The organism is Klenkia terrae (assembly GCF_900491935.1).
GTDB classification, from domain to species: Bacteria; Actinomycetota; Actinomycetes; order Mycobacteriales; family Geodermatophilaceae; genus Klenkia; species Klenkia terrae.
In genome coordinates this window covers 980,483-998,128 of the sequence record NZ_UEXK01000004.1, presented here as the reverse complement: position 1 = coordinate 998,128, position 17,646 = coordinate 980,483, and the positions used below count along the sequence as shown (strand labels likewise).

Sequence of the window (17,646 nt, the reverse complement as noted above, 5' to 3'; positions counted from 1 at the left end):
TCAGCCGGCGGTCGCGTCCAGCTCGGTGAGGACGGCGGCCGCCAGCGCTTCGACGTCGTCGGCCGACGGGGCGATCTCCGCACCGACCGCCAGGCCGAGGACCGCAGCGGCCGCGTCGTACCTGATCACCGTGCTGGCCGGCAGCTGTCCGTCGCCCATCAGCCCGTCGGCGACCAGCTCCAGCTCGTTCAACGGGGTGCCCTTCTTCCCCGACAGGCCCCGGGTCCGGTGCACGAAGCGGCGGTCCAGGGCCAGCAGCACCGCCGAGGCGAAGCGGGGCTCGAGCGCATCCCGCTCGGGCCCCGCCGGCACGGCACGGAACGCGGCGAGCTGGCCGGCGACGTCGGCGCGGGCGGCAGCGACCTCGTCGGCGGTGAACGAACTGCGACCCAGCACGGGACCTCCTGGACGACGTCGGCGCGCGCAGGCTACCGCCCGGGGCGACCATCCCGGGGTGACCGTCGCCCTCTCGCACTGGCCCACCCCGCTGGACGCCGCACCTCGTCTCGCCGTCGCGGTCGGGCTCCGACCGGGCGACCTGTGGGTCAAGCGCGACGACCTCACCGACCTCGGCGGCGGCAACAAGATCCGCAAGCTCGAGCACCTGGTGGCCGAGGCCGAGGGCGCGGGCGCGTCCGTGCTGGTCACCAGCGGCGGGGTGCAGAGCAACCACGCCCGGATGACCGCCGCGGCAGCCGCCCGGCGCGGGCTGGGGTGCGTGCTCGTGCTCGCCGGCGACGCCGACCCGCAGCGCCCCGGCAACCTGGCCCTGGAGGGGCTGTTCGGTGCCCGGGTCGTCCTCGGCGGGGATCCGGTCGCGGTGGCCGATGAGCTGCGCGGCGCGGGGGAGCGGCCGTTCCTCATCCCGCTCGGCGGGTCCTCGCCGACCGGTGCCCGGGGGTACCTGGCCTGCGCCGCCGAGCTGGAGGAGCAGGCGCCGGACCTGGCCCACGTGGTCACCGCCGTCGGGTCCGGCGGCACGATGGCCGGGCTGGTCGCCGGGCTCGGCGCCGAGCGGGTCCTCGGGGTGGACACCGGGGCCGTCGACGACCCGGTCGAGCGGGTGACCGCCCTGGTCGAGGCGCTCGGCGGCTCGGTCGGCGCCCTGCGGCTGCGGTCCGACCAGGTCGGCGCCGGCTACGGGGCGCTCACCGCGGCCGGGGAGCACGCCATCCGGACGGCGGCCAGCACGGAGGGCTTGGTGCTGGAGCCGACCTACACGGCCAAGGCGATGGCCGGGCTGGTCGCCGCGGTGGCCGACGGCGACGTCCGGCCGGGGGAGCGGACCGTCTGGCTGCACACCGGGGGCCTGCCCGGGTTCTTCGGCCACCCGTTCGCCGAGCAGGCCGCCCGGGGGGCCCTGACGCACCGCGGATGAGGCCCGATCCCGGCTCTGAACTGGTCTTTCGTGTTGTCGCTGACACCCCCTCGCGGTAGACTTCGAACACACATTCGAATGCCGGGGAGGTGTCGTGAGCGAGCTCGGGTCGGCCCTGGACAGCTTCGGCGCAGAGGACCTGCACGGGCTCACCGGTGGTCAGACCCTGGAGCGGACGGCGGTGCTCGTGGCAGCTCGCAACCGGCTGGATGCCGAGATCGCCCGCACCGCCCGGCACGCCGAGCTGACCCAGGCCCCTGAGCACGACGGGCTGGTGTCGATGCGGTCCTGGTTGATCGGTCACCTGCGGCTCTCGGCCGCCGAGGCGAGCCGGATCGTGCGGACCGGTCGCGCGCTGGAGCACTTCCCGGCGCTGGCCGCAGGGTTCGCCGAGGGTGCGGTGACCGCCGCGCAGGTCGACGTGGTGGCCTCGACGGTGGGGGAGCAGGAACGGGCCCGGGCGGCGGAGCAGGACGTCGACCTGGCCGCGTTCGACCGCACGTGGGCAGCGCTGGCGGTCTCCTCGTCGCACCAGACCCTGGCGGTGGCGGTCAAGGCGTTCGAGGCCGCCCTGGACCCCGACGGTGCTGAGCCCGACCCGACCGAGGATCGGCGGCTCAGCGTGGCCACGCACGCCGACGGCAGCGTGACCGGCCGGTTCGACCTGGATGCGGTGGGCGGGGAGAAGGTCAAGGCGGCGCTGGAGTCGATCGTGCAGGCCGACCGGCCGCAGGGTGACCTGCGCACGCGGTGGCAGCAGAACGCCGACGCGCTGGTGCAGCTCGCGGACAACCAGCTCGCCGCCGGCGACCTGCCCACGTTGCGGACCCAGAAGCCGCACGTCGTGATCACGGTCGGTGTCGAGGACCTGGTCGGCGAGGGCACCGGGCCCGGGACGGCGAGCACCGGCTTCGGTGCGGTCATCTCCGCCGCCCGGGCCCGCTGGCTGGCCTGCGACGCGGTGGTGTCGAGGATCGTCATGGGCCCCGACGGCGTCCCGCTGGACCTGGGCCGCGCCCACCGGGTGGTCACCCCGGCACTGCGGCGAGCAGTCGTGGCGAGGGACGAGACTTGCGTGTTCGCCGGCTGCGGCGCACCCCACCACTGGGCCGATGTGCACCATCTCGTGCACTGGGCGCACGGCGGGGAGACCTCGTTGGAGAACTCGGCGCTGCTGTGCGAACGGCACCACACCAAGGTCCACCACGGCTTCCGGGTGCAGCGAGATCCTGGTGGCCGATGGCGCACCCACCGCCCCGACGGCACCGAGATCCTCCTCGAACCCCGCCTCGTCTGAACCAAGGCCGGCCGTCGTGCGCTAGCTACTGCCCATGGGCGGGGCTACAGCGCTGCCCTCCTCCAGCCACGGCCCGGGCGGGTCGGGGCGGCGCCCCAGCAGGCCGCCGACGAACCGGAGGACGACGTCGGCGGCCAGGTCCACCAGCAGCCCCACCGCGACCACCAGCGAGACCGGCAGCACCAGCGGGGCCGCCACCAGGGAGATGGCAACGACGCCGGGCAGGTCCCGCGCGATGCCCGGCCGGCGGACCGCCGAGGCCAGTGCACCCCAGCGGACCCCGGCCCACATGAGCCACCGCCGCGGGATCGGGGTGCCCAGCTCCCGGCACATGCGCCGGAACACCGCGTCGGCGTCCCCGCTGCTGATCGCCCCGGCCTCGATGCCGACCGAGCAGAACCAGTCGTGCACGATCGCGGCCGCCGTCCACGGGCCGTCGGCCGGGATCAGCCAGCGCACCGGCACCGGCACCGATGCGAAGTCGGTGACGAACCCTACCGGCACCACCCAGTCCTCGCGGCGTCCGCGGTAGACCAACGGCTCCGTCAGTCGCCACCGGCGGTCGGCCAGCTGCTCGACGTGCGGTCGGGTGACGAAGGGCACCGGGCCAGTGTGGCCCGCGGGTCAGACAGGTCCGGCGGCCTCCCAGGCGTCGATGCCGGCGAGCAGCTCGGCCTTGCGGTCGTCGGCGGCGAACGAGGCCCGCACCGACGTGCGCGCCAGACCGGCGAACTCCTCGGCGGTGAATCCCAGCGCGAGCAGCGCGGCGTAGTTGTCGGCCGCGTAGCCGCCGAAGTAGGCCGGGTCGTCGGAGTTGACCGTCACCTGGACACCGGCGTCCAGCAGTGCCCGGATCGGGTGCGCCGCCAGGTCGGGCACCGCCCGCAGCCGCACGTTGGACAGCGGGCACACCGTCAGCGCGATGCCCCGCCCCACCAGCAGGGCCAGCACGTCCGGGTCCTCGACGGCGCGGATGCCGTGGTCGACCCGCTCCACGCCGAGCAGCTCGACCGCCTCCCGCACGTAGGCCGGGGGACCCTCCTCGCCGGCGTGCGCCACCCGGTGCAGGCCCATCGCGGCGGCCCGGTCGAACACCGACACGAACAGCGAGGGCGGGTAGCCCACCTCGGCCGAGTCCAGCCCGATGCCGACCAGGTCGTGCACCCGGTGCGCGACCGCGTCCAGCGCGGCGTGCGCGGTCTCGACCGGTCGGTCGCGGACCACGCACAGGATGACGCCCCCGGTCATGCCCCAGCGCTCGCCCGCCGCGGCCAGCGCCGAGGTCATCCCGTCCAGCACGTCGTCGGCGGACACCCCGTTGCCCAGGTGCACCTGCAGGTCGACGAACAGCTCCGCGTGTGCCACCCCGTCGGCGTGCGCCCGCGCCAGGTAGGCGGCGGTCAGGTCGTGGAAGTCCGCGGCGGTCACCAGCACCGGCATGCAGGCGTAGTACAGGTCCAGGAACGACTGCAGGTCGGCGAAGTCGTAGGCCCGGCGCAGCTCCTCGACATCGCCGTAGGGCAGTCGGACGCCGTTGCGCTGCGCCAGGGCGAAGGCCAGCTCCGGTTCGAGGGTGCCCTCCACGTGCAGGTGCAGCTCGGCCTTGGGCAGACGGGACAGGGCGTCGGGCAGGCTCACGCCGGGCCATGATCCTCGGGCGGGGCGGGTGCCGACCGGCCGGTCCGCACGGTGGATCCGGTTCGTCGACAGTTCCAGCACCTTCCGCAAGCATCTGCTCTGGGGGATCGTGCTCATCGTCGTCGGGCTGCTGGTCGGTCCGGGTGGTGTCAGCATCTTCACGAGCTGACCGGGCTCGGCGGGACGGCGGACGAGGGCGCCGTCCCACCGGGCGATCAGCTGGTCAGCCCTGCGGTGAGTGCACCGTGTCGGCCTCGACGGTGAGCACCACCCGCTGCTGGTCCCGGCCGCCGAACCACGGGTAGGGGCCGCCCAGGTACTTCTGCGCCAGCGCCTCGATGTGCTCCGCGGCGCCGTCGGTGGTCATCGCCACCACCCGGCCTCGCACCCCGAAGTACCGCGAGGGGTTCGCCGGGTCGGCGATGTTCAGCGCCACCCGCGGGTCCCGCTCGACGTTGCGCACCTTCTGGAAGCCGGCGACGGTGTTGACCACGACCCGGCCGGCGTCGTCGACGTCCACCCAGGTCTGGGTCATCTGCGGCCCGCCGTCGGGCATCAGCGTGGCGATGAAGCAGGGCGCGGGGGAGCGGAGCAGCTCGAGCAGTGCCGGGGGCAGATCCATGCCCCGACGCTACGACCGCAGCGCCTCGATCTCCCAGCTCGCGGAGTGCGTGTCCCCGGGCTGCAGCACCACCAGGTCCGTGCCGGAGTTCAGCGCGTCCGGCGGGCAGGTCATGGGCTCGACCGCGAGCCCCACCCGGTCGTCGGCCGGGTCGGGACGGTCGGCGGTGTGCACTTGCACCCAGGGCAGCTCGGCGGTCGACCAGTGCATCGCCACCCCGCCGCCGTCGGCGGCCCGCACGGTCGCCGTCGCACGCTCGGCGGCGCCCAGCCCGGTGTAGGCGTGGTCGACGGCCAGCCCGCGCAGCGAGCGGCTGGTCCGGAAGTCCAGGTCGGTGCCCTCGACGTCGGCCAGGCCGGTCGGCAGCAGCCGCTCGTCGTCCACGGTGAGCACCCGCGCGGCGTCGAGCTGCAGCTCCCAGTCGTCGACCCGGCCGGGACCGGCCACGAGGTAGGGGTGCACCGAGCTGCCCCACGGCGCCGCGGACTCCCCGGTGTTGCGCCCCTCCACGGTCCAGCGGAGACCGGCCGGCGTCAGCTCGTAGCCCACGACGACGTCCAGCAGGTGCGGCCAGCCCTGCTGCGGCCAGACCCGCACGCCCAGCCGCAGCGTCGAGGCGGTGCGGTCCAGCAGCTCCCAGGCGCTCCAGCAGGTGAGGCCGTGCAGCGCGTTGCCGCGGTCGGGCTCGGTGAGGGCCAGCTGCTGCACCTGGTCGCCCGAGGTCCAGCGGCCGTCGGCCACCCGGTTGGGCCACGGCGCCAGCACCGAGCCGCGGTAGAGCGGGCGCGGGACCTCGACGGGGAAGCCGACGACCAGGTCGCGGCCGGCCACGGCGAGGCTGCGCAGCCCGCCGCCGACCTCGGTGACCACCGCGCGGACGTCGTCCAGGACGAGTTCGTGCTGGGTGCCGCTGGGGTGCGGGGAAGGCATGCGTGGCTCCTGGCGGACGGCAGCGGGTCTGTGAACGCTAACAGCGGCGCTCTCCCGTGCCACGATGCGCGCGACGTGTGCGGAGCAGGAGGCTGCGGTGGAGGACAGACCCGGACGACCGGTCATGGCCGACGTCGCCGAGCTCGCCGGTGTCTCCCACCAGACGGTCTCCCGGGTGCTCAACGACCACCCCTACGTCAAGGAGGAGACCCGGGCCAAGGTGCTGGCGGCGATGGCCGAGTTGGGTTACCGGCGCAACCTCACCGCCCGGGCGCTGGCCCGCCGGCAGTCCGACACCATCGGCGTGATCGCGTTCGACACCACGCTGCACGGCCCGGCGAGCACCCTGTTCAGCCTGGAGCAGGCCGCCCGGGCCGCGGGTTACCAGACCCAGGTGGTCACCGTGCCCGACCCGCACCCGCAGGCCTTCGCCGACGCGGTCGACCGGCTGGTCGCCCAGTCGGTGTGCGGGGTCGTCGTGCTCGCCCCGCAGCGCGCCGCGGTGCAGGTGATGGCCGGGTTGCCGGCCGACCTGCCCGCGGTCGCCGTCGAGGGCGGGACGGCGCCCGGTGTGCCGTCGGTCGTGGTGGACCAGTTCGACGGCGCGCAGCAGGCCACCCGGCACCTGCTCGACCTGGGGCACACCGAGATCGCCCACGTCCGGGGCCGCCTGGACTGGCTGGAGGCCGAGGCCCGGCTGGACGGCTGGCAGCAGGCCATGACCGCCGCCGGGCTCCGGCTGCGCGAGCCGCTGGTCGGTGACTGGAGCGCGCGGTCCGGGTACGCGGCCGGCCTGGAGCTGCAGCGGCGGTGGCCCGAGGTCACCGGGGTGTTCGTGGCCAACGACCACATGGCGCTCGGCCTGGTCCGCGCGCTGGCCGAGGCCGGGGTCGACGTGCCCGGGCAGGTGAGCGTGGTCGGCTTCGACGACATCGCCGAGGCCGAGTTCCTGCGGCCCCCGCTCACCACCGTGCACCAGGACTTCGCCGAGGTCGGCGCCCGCTGCGTCGACGTGCTGGTCGAGCGGATGGGGGCCGCCGACCGGTGGTTCCAGGGCCGGCCGGTGGTCGTGCCCGGTCGCCTCGTGGTGCGGGCCTCCACCGGTCCCGTCCCGCGCTGACCTCACCCCGGCAGCGGGGTGCGGCCGGTCCCCAGGTCGGCGCCGTCGGCCGCCCGCCGGCCGGCCCACCAGCCGGCCGCGTCCACCGGACGGCTGCGGGTGCGCCGCAGGTGCGGGAACAGCTCCGTGACCCGGCCCTGCACGGCGGCCTCGCGTCGGACGAGCACCGGCACCAGGGACCCGCCGTGCTGCTGCGCGGCGCCGGCCGCGGCGCGCTCGCCGGCCACGGCCAGCCGCTCCCCGATGCGGGCGGCGTAGGCGACCAGGAAGCCGCGCCGGAACACCGCCGTGCGGGGGCCGTCGGCGTCGGCCAGGGCGCGGGTGGCCTGCAGCAGCAGCGAGGTGAACAGCAGGTCGACCAGCTCCAGGTCCACCGGGAGGCCGACCACGGTGGCGATGCCGAGCTCGCGCAGCAGCACGACCCGGCAGCCGTTCGCCACGGCGACCGCGTGCAGCAGCTGGGCCTTCGCGCCGGTGAACGGGTCGGTGAGGTGCAGCCGCCGGGCCACCACGTCGGCCCCGAGGTCGGGCCCCCGCTGGTCGGCCAGCACCGCGCTGTCGATGGCGTACCGGCTCATCAGCTCCTGGGCCTTGCCGGTCAGGGCATCGGCCTCCTCGGGGAACTCGGTGCGCTCGGCCTTGGCCAGCAGGGCCCGCACCCGGCCCAGCGCCTTCTCGTCGACCGGGCCGGTCGGCACCGGGGTGTCGGCACGGCGGTGCTGCGGCCAGCCGGCCGGGCCGGGCAGCAGGTGCTCCAGCCGCGGCAGGTCCGGCAGCAGGCCCAGCACCCGGACGACGTCGCGCCACCCGGTGGCCGGGTCCACCCCGGTGCCCGCCCACCAGCCGGCCAGCCCGGCCGCGGGACCCAGGGCGTCGAGCTGGTCGGCCCACGCCCGCGGGGCCCGGTCGGCGGCCCGGGTGGTGCGCGCCTGGGCCACCACGACGGCGGCGGCGAGCCGGCCGGCCCGCTGGCTGACCCGCCGGCGGACCACGTGCACCACGTCGGTGGGCTGCCAGCCGCGGTCGTAGGCGGCGGCCACCCCGTCGGCCAGCGTGGTCTCCGCGCCGGGCAGGTCGAGGGCGGGGTGGGCGCTGGCGAGCGCGCTCACCAGCGGGTCCAGCAGGTCGCCGGCGTCGGGGTCGCGGGCCAGCCGGCCCGCCGCGCGGAGCAGCTCCAGCGGGTCGGGGTCGACGGGTGGGCGGCCGGTGCTCCGCCACGGGGTGCGCATGACCAGCAGCGTGCCGCAGGACCCCGACGTCCGCGGTCGACCTGTGGACGGCGGCCGGTCCCGTGGACGGAGCCGGGGTGGATGTCGGTGCGCACCGCTACCGTCGCCGTCCGACCCCCGGAGGCCCCATGGACGTCGACGTCACCGCCCTGCGCCGGATGCGGCTGGCCGCGCTGGGCCTGACCCGTCCACGGGGCGGAGTGGTCGCCGCGGTGGCCGGCCTGCTGGCGATGCAGGCGCAGGACCTGCGGCAGGCCGAGTGGGCGATCGGCTCCCGGGTGCCCGGGAGCACCGTCGCCGACGTCTGGGCGTCCTTCGCCGCCGGCGAGGTGGTCCGCGCGTGGCCGATGCGCGGCACCCTGTTCGCCACCACCCCCGCCGACCTGCGGCTGCTGCTCGGGCTGACCGCGGGGCGCCAGGTGCGCACCGCTCAGCCGCGGCACCGCCAGCTCGGGCTGACCGACGACGACGTCGACCGGGCCGGCGACGTGGCCCGCGCCGAGCTGGCCGGGGGCGGTGCGCTGACCCGGCCCGAGCTGCTGGCCGCGTGGACCGCGGCCGGCCTCGACGTCACCGGGCAGCGCGGGCCGCACCTCTACGGCCGGTTGGCCCACCAGGGCCTGCTGTGCCTGGGCCCGCCGCGCGGGGAGACCGCGGGCGGGGCGCTGCAGGCCTTCGTGCTGCTGGACGAGTGGGCGCCCGGCGAGGCCGTCGGTGACCGGGCGGCGGCCGTCGCCGAGGTGGTCCGGCGGTACCTGGCCGGGCACGGTCCGGCCACCGAGCGCGACCTGGCCTGGTGGACCGGTCTGACGCTGACCGAGGTGCGGGCGGGCTTCGCCGCGGTGCGCGACGAGCTGACCGAGGTGCGGTGCGAGGGGGCCGTGCTCTGGACCCTGGGCGAGCCGCCGGCGGCCGGGCCCGACGGGGTCCGTGCGCTGGCCGGTTTCGACGAGCTGCTGCTCGGCGTCACCGACCGCTCGCACGTGCTGGCCGCCGAGCACTGGCAGACGGTGGTCCCCGGCGGGAACGGGGTCTTCGCCCCGATGCTCGTCGAGGACGGCGAGGTGGTCGGCACCTGGCGCCGGGTGGTGACGCGTGGCCGGGCGTCCGTGGCGGTCAGCCCGTTCGACGCGACCGCCGACCCGCGCCGGTTCGCCGACGCCGCCGGCGCGGCGCTGGCGTTCCGGGGCGAGGCCTGATCAGGCGCGCGGGCGCACCCGGCCGGCGGCCTCCCGGGCGGTGGCGCGCGCAGCGTCGACGTCCTCGGCGCGGGCCAGGGCCACGCCCATGCGGCGGCGGGTGAAGCTCTCGGGCTTGCCGAACAACCGCAGCTGGACGCCGGGGAGGGCCAGCGCCTCGTCCACCCCGTCGAACACGATGCCCACCGCCTCGACCCCGCCGTAGACGACCGCGGACGCGCCGGGGTTGCGCAGCGAGGTGTCCACCGGCAGGCCCAGCAGCGCCCGGGCGTGCAGCTCGAACTCGTCCTGCCACTGCGTCGTCATGGTGACCATGCCGGTGTCGTGCGGGCGCGGGCTGACCTCGGAGAACCAGACGTCGTCGCCGCGGACGAACAGCTCGACGCCGAACAGGCCCAGCCCGCCGAGGTCGCCGGTCACCGCGGCGGCGATCGCCCGGGCGCGCTCGAGCGCGACCTCGCTCATCGGCTGGGGCTGCCAGCTCTCCACGTAGTCGCCGGACTCCTGCCGGTGCCCGATCGGTGCGCAGAAGTCGGTGACGGTCTGCCCCTCGCGCTGTGAGCGCACGGTGAGCAGGGTGATCTCGTAGTCGAAGTCGACGAAGCCCTCGACGATGACCCGGGTGCCGGCGACCCGGCTGCCGGCCATCGCGTAGGTCCAGGCCGCCTCGACGTCGTCCGCCGTGCGCACCGTGCTCTGGCCCTTGCCCGACGACGACATCACCGGCTTGACCACGCACGGGAACCCGACCGCGGCGGCGCCGTCCTGCAGCTCCGCCAGCGAGTCGCAGAACCGGTAGGGGCTGGTGGGCAGACCGAGGGTCTCGGCGGCCAGCCGGCGGATGCCCTCCCGGTCCATGGTCAGCCGGGCGGCCCGCGCGGTCGGCACCACGCGCACGCCCTCGGCCTCCAGCTCCACCAGCGTCGGGGTGGCGATGGCCTCGATCTCGGGGACGACGACGTCGGGCCGCTCGGCCTCGACGAGCGCCCGCAGCTGCTCGGGGTCGCTCATGGTGATCGTGCGCGCGTGGTGGGCCACCTGGTGCCCGGGGGCATCGTCGTACCGGTCGACCGCGATGGTCTCCACGCCCAGGCGCTGCAGCGCGATGAGCACCTCCTTGGCCAGCTCGCCGCTGCCCAGCAGCATCACGCGGGTGGCCGAGGGGGACAGGGGCGTGCCCAGGGAGACCATGCGGGCAGGTTAGCGGCGCCCGGTCAGCCGATCTCGGCCCGGAGCACGGTGCCGTCGGCGGACAGCCACACCCGGTCGCCGGCCCCGGAGTAGGGCTGGGAGACGGTGAGCAGCAGGTCGCCGTAGGTGGGGAAGGGCCGCTCGACCACCAGCTCGAGGAGGTCCACGTCGTCGTCCTCGCCGCCCAGCGCGCGGTTGCCGGTGCTCAGTGCCTCCACCAGCGCGGGGGCGGAGACGTCGGACAGCGCGAACTCCGCCTCGGCCGGCGGCTGCGCGGGCAGCGGCTCGGCGCGTCCCTCGCCCGGGGCGTCGAAGTCGTACTCCTGGTAGCGGGTCCACAGGCCGGTGTCGGCGTCCAGGAGCACGGCAGAGAACGTGCTGTCCTCCACGACCAGCTGGGTGACCCGGGTGGTGCCGGCGTCGTCGACGGCGGCGTCCAGCGCGGCCTGCAGCCGATCCGGGTCGGTGAACGGCACGTCGTCGTCGCCGTCGGACTCCGTGGACGAGCTGCTGTACAGGTGCGGCAGGACGCCGGCCTTCTCGGCCCCCACCACGCCGAGGGTGACGGCGAGGCCGAGCACGAGCCCGAGGACGAAGCCGCCGGGTCGGCGCGGCGCGGGCTCGCCCGGGACGACGACGGTGCTGGCGGGCGCGCTCACGCGGGGGACCGCTGCAGGTAGAGCAGGTCGCCGGCTGCCGACGTCCAGAGCGTCTCGTCCTCGAACCCGTCGGCGCCGTTGACCAGCTGCACGGTCACCTCGGCGCGCAACCGGTCGGGCTGCTCGATGCGGGCGCTGAGGTCGGCGACGTCGGTCCACGACGCGGCGTGCTGCCGCGCGGCCCGCTCGAGGGCGCGGGCCAGCACGTCGGGGGCCAGGTCGCGGGCCTGGAACCGGCCCGAGGTGTCCAGGCCGGCCCCGGGCTCCACCGGCAGGTCGTCCTGGTCGACGGTGAGCGCACCGTCGACGAACTCCACCGCGCTGGTCCGGCGGCCGCGGGGACCCAGGTCGGTGACCAGGACGGAGTCCTCGGTGACCTCGACCTGCTCGAGCACGGACACCCCGTGCTCCTGGGCCAGCCACAGCAGGGCGTCACCCAGCCGGCGGCCGACGAAGAACCCGGTCGGTGCCCGCGGTCCCGAGGCAGCCGGGGTGGCGGGCCGGGGTCGGGCGCGCCGGGCCGGCCGGGCCACGTCCCGGGAGGCGAGGACGACGACCAGCACGACGGCCACGACGCCGAGGACGACGGCGTAGGGCCGGTAGACGTCGGCCGTCGCCGCGAAGACGGAGCCGATCGCGACGCCCAGCGCCGTGCCCTGCAGGAACCGCACGTGGTCTCCCGTGCTCGGTGGGTGGTCGCGGCGAGCCTAGGGGGCCTGGGGGCAAGGTCACCCGGACCGGGCACGCCTGGAGTGGCTACCGGCGGGTAACCGGCGGACCATCGGTGGGGAGACGCCGTCGTCGACGAGGGAGATCCACCACATGACCGCCGACCTGCTCACCGGGGACTTCTTCGGGTACGAGACCCTGCTGTCCGACGAGGAGCGCAAGGAGCTGCAGACGCTCCGGGACTTCCTCGACGAGAAGGTCCGGCCGCGGGTGAACGACGCCTGGGCCGCCGCCGAGTTCCCGATGGACCTCATCCCGGAGTTCGCCTCCATCGACGTGGTGGGCCGCGCCTACGAGTGGGACGGCCGGCTGCCGGCGTCCAAGCTGTACGGCGGGTTCCAGGCCCTGGAGCTGTCCCGGGTGGACCCCTCGATCGCCACGTTCCTGGGCGTGCACAACGGCCTGGCGATGGGCTCGATCATGATCCTGGGCTCGGAGGAGCAGCGGCAGCGCTGGATCCCCGAGATGATGTCGATGGACAAGATCGGCGCCTTCGCCCTCACCGAGCCCGAGGGCGGCTCGGACGTCGCCCGCGGCCTGCGCACCACCGCCCGCCGGGACGGCGACTCGTGGGTGCTCAACGGGGCCAAGCGCTGGATCGGCAACGGGACCTTCGCCGACCACGTCGTGGTGTTCGCCCGCGACGAGGCCGACGACGCGGTGAAGACCTTCGTGGTCGACAAGGGCACCCCGGGCTTCACCGCCACCAAGATCGAGGACAAGTTCGCGCTGCGCACGGTGCAGAACGCCGACATCACCTTCGTCGACTGCCGCATCCCGGCCGACCACAAGCTCGAGGGCGGCAACACCTTCAAGGACGTCAACAAGGTCCTCAAGGTCACCCGCGGCGGCGTGGCCTGGTCCGGCGTCGGCTGCCAGATGGGTGCCTACGAGTACGCGCTGGCCTACGCCAAGGAGCGGGTCCAGTTCGGCAAGCCGATCGGCAGCTTCCAGCTGATCCAGGACCTGCTGGCCAAGATGCTCGGCAACGTCACCGCGAGCCTGGGCATGGTCGTGCGGATCGCCCAGCTGCAGGAGACCGACGACCTGCGCGACGACCAGGCGGCGCTGGCCAAGGCCTACGTCACCGCCCGCGGGCGCGAGACCGTGGCCATGGCCCGCGAGCTGTTCGGGGGCAACGGCATCGTGCTGGAGAACAACGTGATCCGGTACTTCAACGACGCCGAGGCGCTGTACTCCTACGAGGGCACCCGCGAGATGAACACCCTCATCGTGGGCCGGTCGGTCACCGGGCTCAGCGCCTTCGTCTGAGGCCGGAGCTGCGCGGTGCCTGCGTGGCGTACGGTTAGGGCAGCCTAACCAGGAGGACGTACGTGACGCAGGCACCGAAGAAGCGACGGGTGACCCGGGTGGGCACCGTCGTGCGCACCGAGCGGGTGACCCCGCATCTGGTCCGGGTCGTGCTGGGCGGCGAGGCCCTGGCCGGCTTCGGCGCGGGGGACTTCACCGACCACTACGTGAAGCTGCAGCTGCCCCCGGCCGGGGCGCCCTACGCCGCGCCGTTCGACGCCGAGGTGGTGCAGGCCGAGCACCCGCGTGAGCTGTGGCCGGTCAGCCGGACCTACACCGTCCGCGCCTGGGACGCCGCTGCGCAGGAGCTGACCCTGGACTTCGTCACCCACGGGGACGAGGGCGTGGCCGGGCCCTGGGCCGCCGCTGCCCGCCCCGGTGACCTGCTGCAGTTCGCCGGGCCCGGCGGGGCCTACGCCCCGGCCGCCGAGGCGGACTGGCACCTGCTGGTCGGCGACGACTCCGCGCTGCCGGCGATCGCCGCGGCCCTGCCCCGGCTGCCGGCCGGCGCGGTCGCCCACGTGTTCGTCGAGGTGGAGGGTCCCGCCGACGAGCAGGACCTGCCCGGGGTCACTTGGGTGCACCGCGGCGAGCAGCCCGTGGGCGCGGCGCTGACGGCCGCGGTGCTGGCCACCGAGCTGCCCGGCGGTGTGCCGCACGTCTTCGTGCACGGCGAGGCCGGCTTCGTGCGGGAGCTGCGCCGCGTCGTCCGGTCCCGGTGGGAGGTGCCGCGCGAGCTGCTCAGCGTGTCGGGCTACTGGCGGGTCGGGCGCACCGAGGACCGCTGGCAGGCCGAGAAGCCGGAGTGGAACGCGGCGGTCGCGGCCGACGAGGCCGCGCTCACCGTCTGAGGCGGCGGCGGCGCGGCCTGCGTCGCTCACATGTCGCGGTAGCGCTCGGCCTCCGAGGTGGCCTGGCGGAGCTGCTCGACGTCGTACTCCGGGCCGTAGCCGGGGGTGTCCCGCTGGATGCGCCAGCCCTCGGCGAGCGGGCCGACGTCGTAGGTGTCGAAGCCGATCCGGTCGATGTAGTCGGCGACCCAGGCCTTGGCGTCGGCGTCGTCCCCGGCGATGACCAGGGCCCGGCGGTGCGGGGTGCCGCTCTCGCTGCGCTTGCTGGTCAGGTGCTCGGAGTAGATGTGGTTGAAGGCCTTGACGACCTTCGACGTCGGCAGGTGGCGCTGGGCCATCTCCGCGGTGGTCGTCGACTCCTCGTCGAGCTCGGCGATGTGGCCGTCCCGCTCGGGGTAGTAGTTGTTCGTGTCGATCACGGTCTTGCCGGCCAGCGGCTCGACCGGGACGTCGGCCAGGTTCTTCAGCGGCACCGTGACGACGACGACCTCGCCGGCCGCGCCGGCCTCGGCGGCGGTGGCCGCGGAGATCGCACCCTGCCGGGTGTCCCGGGCCTCGATCTCGGCGACGAGGTCGGCCAGGGTCTCCGGGCCGCGGGAGTTGGAGATCACGACGTCGTAGCCGGCGTCGGTGGAGATGCGGGCGAGCTGGGAGCCGATCAGGCCGGCCCCGATGATGCCGATGGTGGTCATACCGGCTCCAACAGCGTCAGCCGGCGCTGATTCCGCCGTCCCACGGGAAGGCGGGGGCCCGGCGCTCGGCGAACGCGGCCACGCCCTCGGCCAGCTCGCCGGAGGCGATGGTCTCGCCGAACCAGCGGTCGGCCACCTGCTCGGCGTCCCCGCCGGTGGTCAGCTCGGCGACCACCTCCTTGGTGGCCCGCTGGGTCAGCGCCGACCGCCCGGCCAGGACGGCGGCGAACGCGGCCACCCGGTCGGCCAGCCCGTCGACGGGGAGCACCTCGTCGACCAGCCCGACCCGCAGCGCGGCGACGGCGTCGAGCAGCTCCCCGGAGAACAGCAGGTACTTCGTCGTCGCCGGTCCGACCAGGTCGACCAGCGCCTTGGTGGGGGCCGGCGGGTAGACCACCCCGATCCGGGCCGGGGTGACCCCGAAGACCGCGGTGTCGTCGGCGAACCGCAGGTCGCAGCTGGCGGCCAGCTCCACCCCGCCGCCGATGCAGTGCCCGCGGACGACGGCCAGCGTCGGGTGCGGGAACGCCCGGATCGCCGCCTGGGCGGCCAGGTTGTCCGCGCGCAGGCCGGCCATCGGGTCGGTCGGGTCCTCCCCGCCGAGCAGCTCGCCGATGTCGGCCCCGGCGCAGAACGAGGGACCGGCCCCGGTCACCAGCAGCACGCGGACGTCGTCCACGACCTGCGCGAGCAGGCCGGGGACGGCCGCCCACATCGCCCGGGTCATCGCGTTGCGCTTGGCCGGCCGGTCCACCGTCAGGGTGGCGACCGGGCCCTCGACCGCGATGTGCAGGTCGCTCATCCCAGGTCGTCGGTGCCGAACGTGTCGCAGGCGCCCGGGTCGCCGGAGCTGTAGCCGGTGGAGAACCAGCGCTCGCGCTGCTCGCTGGACCCGTGGGTGAAGGCGTCCTGGTCGACGGTGCCGTTGCCCAGGTTGGTCTGGATGAAGTCGTCGCCGATCCGGCTGGCGGCGTCCAGCGCCCGGGCCACGTCGTCGTCGGTGATCTCGGTGATCAACGGCTCCTGGCCGTCGTCGGACGTCGTCGTCGCGTGGTTGGCCCAGACCCCGGCGTAGCAGTCGGCCTGCAGCTCGAGCCGGACCGTGCCCGACGTCGGACCGGTCTCGCCCGGGGTGACCTGCTGGTTGGTGCCCAGCAGGTTCTGCACGTGGTGGCCGTACTCGTGGGCCAGCACGTAGGCGTCGACGAACGTGCCGCCGCGGGCGCCGAACTGGGTCTCCAGCTGGTCGAAGAAGGTCAGGTCGACGTAGACCAGCTGGTCGCCGGGGCAGTAGAACGGCCCGGACCCGCTGGTCGCCCCGCCGCACGCGGTCTGCACCGAGCCGGAGAAGAAGACCGTCGGGGTGTCGGCGTACTGCGTGCCGAGGGTGTCGGGGAGCGCCGTCGTCCAGTAGTCCTGGATGGAGTCGATGATCGCCACCGCCGCGCAGTCGGCGCTGTCGTTGGCGTCGGCCCCCGTCCGGCACTGCTGCTCGAGCTCGGTGTTGTCGGCCGTGCCGCCCCCGCCGCCCTGCAGCTGGGACAGGATGCTGGCCACGTCGCCGCCTCCGCCGCCCGAGCCCCCGCCGCCGAGCACCTGGACGAGGACGAAGGCGATGATGCCGACGATCCCGATGCCCCCGCCGCCGACGGCGAGCCCGCGGCCACCGCCTCCGCCGCGGCGGTCCTGCACGCCGGACGTGTCGAGCTTCGCGCCTTCGCGGAACCGCACCATCTAGAGCTCCTCGAGGTTGGGGGGAGAGATCAGGAACACGGCCTCGACCGCGCCGTGCACCTCCTGCAGGGTGGGCTCGAGCTCCAGCTCGGGTGCCGCGGCCGCGCCGGCCCGTCCCCGGGCCGCGCTGGCCATCATCACCGGCGCCGGGGCGCCCGTGCCGACGTCGCGCAGCTCGACCAGCCCGGTGACGGTGCTGCCGACCGCGGCCGCGTAGCCGCGGGCCCGGGCCACCGCCTCGGCGATGGCCTCGGTCCTGGCCTGGTCGTGCGCCGGGTCGTCGCGGTCCAGCCGCCAGTTCGGGCCCCACAGCGAGCTGCCCTCGAGCGCGGCCGCGGCGACCGCGACCTCGCCGACCCGGTCGACGTCGTCGAGCCGCAGCTGGGTGGTGACCGAGGCCCGGTAGCCGGTGATCCGGTTCCGCTCGGCCTGCTCGGGGTGCACGCCGACCGAGGCGGTGGAGTGCCGGGTGACCAGGTCGGCGTGCTGGGCGAGGAGGTCGGTGACCCCGCGCTGCAGGTCGCCGAGGAGGGACAGCGCACGGTCCCGCCGCTTGTCCCGGGCGGTCACGGTGATGCTCAGCGTGGCGTGGCTCGGGCGCACCCGGAGGGTGGTCTCGCCGCGCACCACCACCCGCGGGATCTGCTCGGTCACCGGGTCACCCTGGCAGATCACAGGTGGGGAACGCTTCTCGACCCGTGACGCTCCTGTGACCCGGCGCTGTGAGGGTGGCCCCGTGGCCGGTCACCGAGGAGCCGAGAGCAGGTTCATGACCATCGGCGTGGTCGGTGGCGTCTGCCTGCTGTCGGCGCTGCTGACCTCGTGGATGCTCGGCGTCCCGGCCTGGGTGTTCGCGGTGGTGTTCGCCGGGCTGGTCGTGGTCAGCCTGATCCGCCCGCCCAACGGCTGACCGCGCTCACCGTCGGCGGCGGGTGCCGAAGATGCCGCGGGTGATCTCCCGGCCCAGGGCCGACGCGGCCGACCGGGCGAACGCCTTGAACGCCGAGGACCCCAGGACGTCGGCCACCACGCTCGAGTCGGGCTCGGGCGCGGGCTCCCGGCGCGG

The 17,646-nt window shown here is 75.1% G+C and carries 21 protein-coding genes; 8 read left to right on the top strand and 13 right to left on the bottom strand.

Translation table 11 applies throughout. The features are described 5' to 3' along the window. A complete protein-coding gene (locus LFA75_RS05150; protein ID WP_225232616.1) occupies window positions 1-396 on the bottom strand; it encodes a hypothetical protein in 396 nt (131 codons plus the stop codon). Between the two features lie 58 nt (window positions 397-454). On the opposite strand from LFA75_RS05150, the gene LFA75_RS05145 reads away from it, so the two are divergent. Further along, window positions 455-1,378 (top strand): pyridoxal-phosphate dependent enzyme, encoded by a 924-nt coding sequence (locus LFA75_RS05145; protein WP_225232615.1) that lies wholly within the window; start codon window positions 455-457, stop codon window positions 1,376-1,378. A gap of 94 nt (window positions 1,379-1,472) precedes the next feature. Further along, window positions 1,473-2,675 carry an HNH endonuclease gene (locus LFA75_RS05140; RefSeq protein ID WP_225232614.1) on the top strand — a complete coding sequence of 401 codons (1,203 nt, stop codon included), beginning with the start codon at window positions 1,473-1,475 and terminating at the stop codon, window positions 2,673-2,675. A 21-nt stretch (window positions 2,676-2,696) separates the two neighbouring features. On the opposite strand, the gene LFA75_RS05135 is transcribed toward LFA75_RS05140, so the two are convergent. Together LFA75_RS05135 and LFA75_RS05130 are read right to left on the bottom strand one after the other, a co-directional pair. Next, window positions 2,697-3,278 carry a DUF1353 domain-containing protein gene (locus LFA75_RS05135; protein ID WP_225232613.1) on the bottom strand — a complete coding sequence of 194 codons (582 nt, stop codon included), beginning with the start codon at window positions 3,276-3,278 and terminating at the stop codon, window positions 2,697-2,699. Window positions 3,279-3,299: 21 nt separating this feature from the next. After that, window positions 3,300-4,313 (bottom strand): adenosine deaminase, encoded by a 1,014-nt coding sequence (locus LFA75_RS05130; RefSeq protein ID WP_225232612.1) that lies wholly within the window; start codon window positions 4,311-4,313, stop codon window positions 3,300-3,302. Between LFA75_RS05130 and LFA75_RS23995 the strand changes: the two genes are divergently transcribed. After that, entirely contained in the window at window positions 4,249-4,482 is a 234-nt protein-coding gene (locus LFA75_RS23995; RefSeq protein ID WP_318249962.1) for a GPGG-motif small membrane protein, read from the top strand. The genes LFA75_RS05130 and LFA75_RS23995 overlap by 65 nt on opposite strands. A 54-nt stretch (window positions 4,483-4,536) precedes the next feature. On the opposite strand, the gene LFA75_RS05120 is transcribed toward LFA75_RS23995, so the two are convergent. Together LFA75_RS05120 and LFA75_RS05115 are read right to left on the bottom strand one after the other, a co-directional pair. Beyond that, on the bottom strand, window positions 4,537-4,935 hold the full coding sequence (locus LFA75_RS05120; protein ID WP_225232610.1) for a PPOX class F420-dependent oxidoreductase: 399 nt from the start codon (window positions 4,933-4,935) through the stop codon (window positions 4,537-4,539). Between the two features lie 9 nt (window positions 4,936-4,944). Next, window positions 4,945-5,865, bottom strand: coding sequence for an aldose 1-epimerase family protein (locus LFA75_RS05115; protein ID WP_225232609.1), 921 nt, complete (start codon window positions 5,863-5,865; stop codon window positions 4,945-4,947). Window positions 5,866-5,962: 97 nt separating this feature from the next. On the opposite strand from LFA75_RS05115, the gene LFA75_RS05110 reads away from it, so the two are divergent. After that, window positions 5,963-6,985 carry a LacI family DNA-binding transcriptional regulator gene (locus LFA75_RS05110; protein WP_225232608.1) on the top strand — a complete coding sequence of 341 codons (1,023 nt, stop codon included), beginning with the start codon at window positions 5,963-5,965 and terminating at the stop codon, window positions 6,983-6,985. 2 nt (window positions 6,986-6,987) lie between these two features. On the opposite strand, the gene LFA75_RS05105 is transcribed toward LFA75_RS05110, so the two are convergent. Continuing rightward, the gene (locus LFA75_RS05105) at window positions 6,988-8,214 is read right to left on the bottom strand and encodes a DUF2786 domain-containing protein (RefSeq protein ID WP_225232607.1); all 1,227 of its coding nucleotides are present in this window, start codon (window positions 8,212-8,214) and stop codon (window positions 6,988-6,990) included. A gap of 128 nt (window positions 8,215-8,342) precedes the next feature. Here LFA75_RS05105 and LFA75_RS05100 point away from each other — a divergent pair, with 128 nt between their 5' ends. Continuing rightward, window positions 8,343-9,413 carry a winged helix DNA-binding domain-containing protein gene (locus LFA75_RS05100; RefSeq protein WP_225232606.1) on the top strand — a complete coding sequence of 357 codons (1,071 nt, stop codon included), beginning with the start codon at window positions 8,343-8,345 and terminating at the stop codon, window positions 9,411-9,413. Here the strand turns inward: LFA75_RS05100 and purT are convergent, their stop codons facing one another. The 3 genes from purT to LFA75_RS05085 are packed head-to-tail and all read right to left on the bottom strand — an operon-like array spanning window position 9,414 to window position 11,934. Continuing rightward, entirely contained in the window at window positions 9,414-10,604 is a 1,191-nt protein-coding gene (gene purT / locus LFA75_RS05095) for a formate-dependent phosphoribosylglycinamide formyltransferase (protein WP_225232605.1), read from the bottom strand. 23 nt (window positions 10,605-10,627) lie between these two features. Next, window positions 10,628-11,263: a hypothetical protein gene (locus LFA75_RS05090; RefSeq protein WP_225232604.1), complete on the bottom strand. Its 636-nt coding sequence runs from the start codon at window positions 11,261-11,263 to the stop codon at window positions 10,628-10,630. Next, a complete protein-coding gene (locus LFA75_RS05085; protein WP_225232603.1) occupies window positions 11,260-11,934 on the bottom strand; it encodes a hypothetical protein in 675 nt (224 codons plus the stop codon). The genes LFA75_RS05090 and LFA75_RS05085 overlap by 4 nt, the downstream gene beginning before the upstream one ends. A 151-nt stretch (window positions 11,935-12,085) precedes the next feature. On the opposite strand from LFA75_RS05085, the gene LFA75_RS05080 reads away from it, so the two are divergent. Together LFA75_RS05080 and LFA75_RS05075 are read left to right on the top strand one after the other, a co-directional pair. After that, window positions 12,086-13,264 (top strand): acyl-CoA dehydrogenase family protein, encoded by a 1,179-nt coding sequence (locus LFA75_RS05080; protein ID WP_225232602.1) that lies wholly within the window; start codon window positions 12,086-12,088, stop codon window positions 13,262-13,264. 62 nt (window positions 13,265-13,326) lie between these two features. Beyond that, entirely contained in the window at window positions 13,327-14,154 is an 828-nt protein-coding gene (locus LFA75_RS05075; RefSeq protein WP_225232601.1) for a siderophore-interacting protein, read from the top strand. Between the two features lie 26 nt (window positions 14,155-14,180). On the opposite strand, the gene LFA75_RS05070 is transcribed toward LFA75_RS05075, so the two are convergent. From LFA75_RS05070 to LFA75_RS05055, 4 genes are read right to left on the bottom strand one after another with little or no spacing between them, the layout of a single operon-like run. Further along, the gene (locus tag LFA75_RS05070) at window positions 14,181-14,846 is read right to left on the bottom strand and encodes an NADPH-dependent F420 reductase (protein WP_225232600.1); all 666 of its coding nucleotides are present in this window, start codon (window positions 14,844-14,846) and stop codon (window positions 14,181-14,183) included. Between the two features lie 16 nt (window positions 14,847-14,862). Further along, window positions 14,863-15,648, bottom strand: coding sequence for an enoyl-CoA hydratase/isomerase family protein (locus LFA75_RS05065; RefSeq protein WP_225232599.1), 786 nt, complete (start codon window positions 15,646-15,648; stop codon window positions 14,863-14,865). After that, on the bottom strand, window positions 15,645-16,580 hold the full coding sequence (ypfJ, locus tag LFA75_RS05060; protein WP_225232598.1) for a KPN_02809 family neutral zinc metallopeptidase: 936 nt from the start codon (window positions 16,578-16,580) through the stop codon (window positions 15,645-15,647). The genes LFA75_RS05065 and ypfJ overlap by 4 nt, the downstream gene beginning before the upstream one ends. Then, window positions 16,581-17,234 carry an SIMPL domain-containing protein gene (locus LFA75_RS05055; protein WP_225232597.1) on the bottom strand — a complete coding sequence of 218 codons (654 nt, stop codon included), beginning with the start codon at window positions 17,232-17,234 and terminating at the stop codon, window positions 16,581-16,583. It abuts the gene before it with no gap. 115 nt (window positions 17,235-17,349) lie between these two features. Here LFA75_RS05055 and LFA75_RS05050 point away from each other — a divergent pair, with 115 nt between their 5' ends. Further along, complete coding sequence (locus LFA75_RS05050; protein WP_225232596.1) at window positions 17,350-17,490, top strand: hypothetical protein; 141 nt, start codon at window positions 17,350-17,352, stop codon at window positions 17,488-17,490. Window positions 17,491-17,646 lie beyond the last annotated feature (156 nt).

Excerpts from the sequence above, each read along its gene's own strand:
- purT (WP_225232605.1), bottom strand. The coding sequence starts at position 10,604 with ATGGTCTCCCTGGGCACGCCCCTGTCCCCCTCGGCCACCCGCGTGATG.
- LFA75_RS05070 (WP_225232600.1), bottom strand. The coding sequence starts at position 14,846 with ATGACCACCATCGGCATCATCGGGGCCGGCCTGATCGGCTCCCAGCTC.
- LFA75_RS05065 (WP_225232599.1), bottom strand. The coding sequence starts at position 15,648 with ATGAGCGACCTGCACATCGCGGTCGAGGGCCCGGTCGCCACCCTGACG.
- LFA75_RS05080 (WP_225232602.1), top strand. The coding sequence starts at position 12,086 with ATGACCGCCGACCTGCTCACCGGGGACTTCTTCGGGTACGAGACCCTG.
- LFA75_RS05050 (WP_225232596.1), top strand. The coding sequence starts at position 17,350 with ATGACCATCGGCGTGGTCGGTGGCGTCTGCCTGCTGTCGGCGCTGCTG.
- LFA75_RS05105 (WP_225232607.1), bottom strand. The coding sequence starts at position 8,214 with ATGCGCACCCCGTGGCGGAGCACCGGCCGCCCACCCGTCGACCCCGAC.
- LFA75_RS05100 (WP_225232606.1), top strand. The coding sequence starts at position 8,343 with ATGGACGTCGACGTCACCGCCCTGCGCCGGATGCGGCTGGCCGCGCTG.
- ypfJ (WP_225232598.1), bottom strand. The coding sequence starts at position 16,580 with ATGGTGCGGTTCCGCGAAGGCGCGAAGCTCGACACGTCCGGCGTGCAG.
- LFA75_RS05120 (WP_225232610.1), bottom strand. The coding sequence starts at position 4,935 with ATGGATCTGCCCCCGGCACTGCTCGAGCTGCTCCGCTCCCCCGCGCCC.
- LFA75_RS05115 (WP_225232609.1), bottom strand. The coding sequence starts at position 5,865 with ATGCCTTCCCCGCACCCCAGCGGCACCCAGCACGAACTCGTCCTGGAC.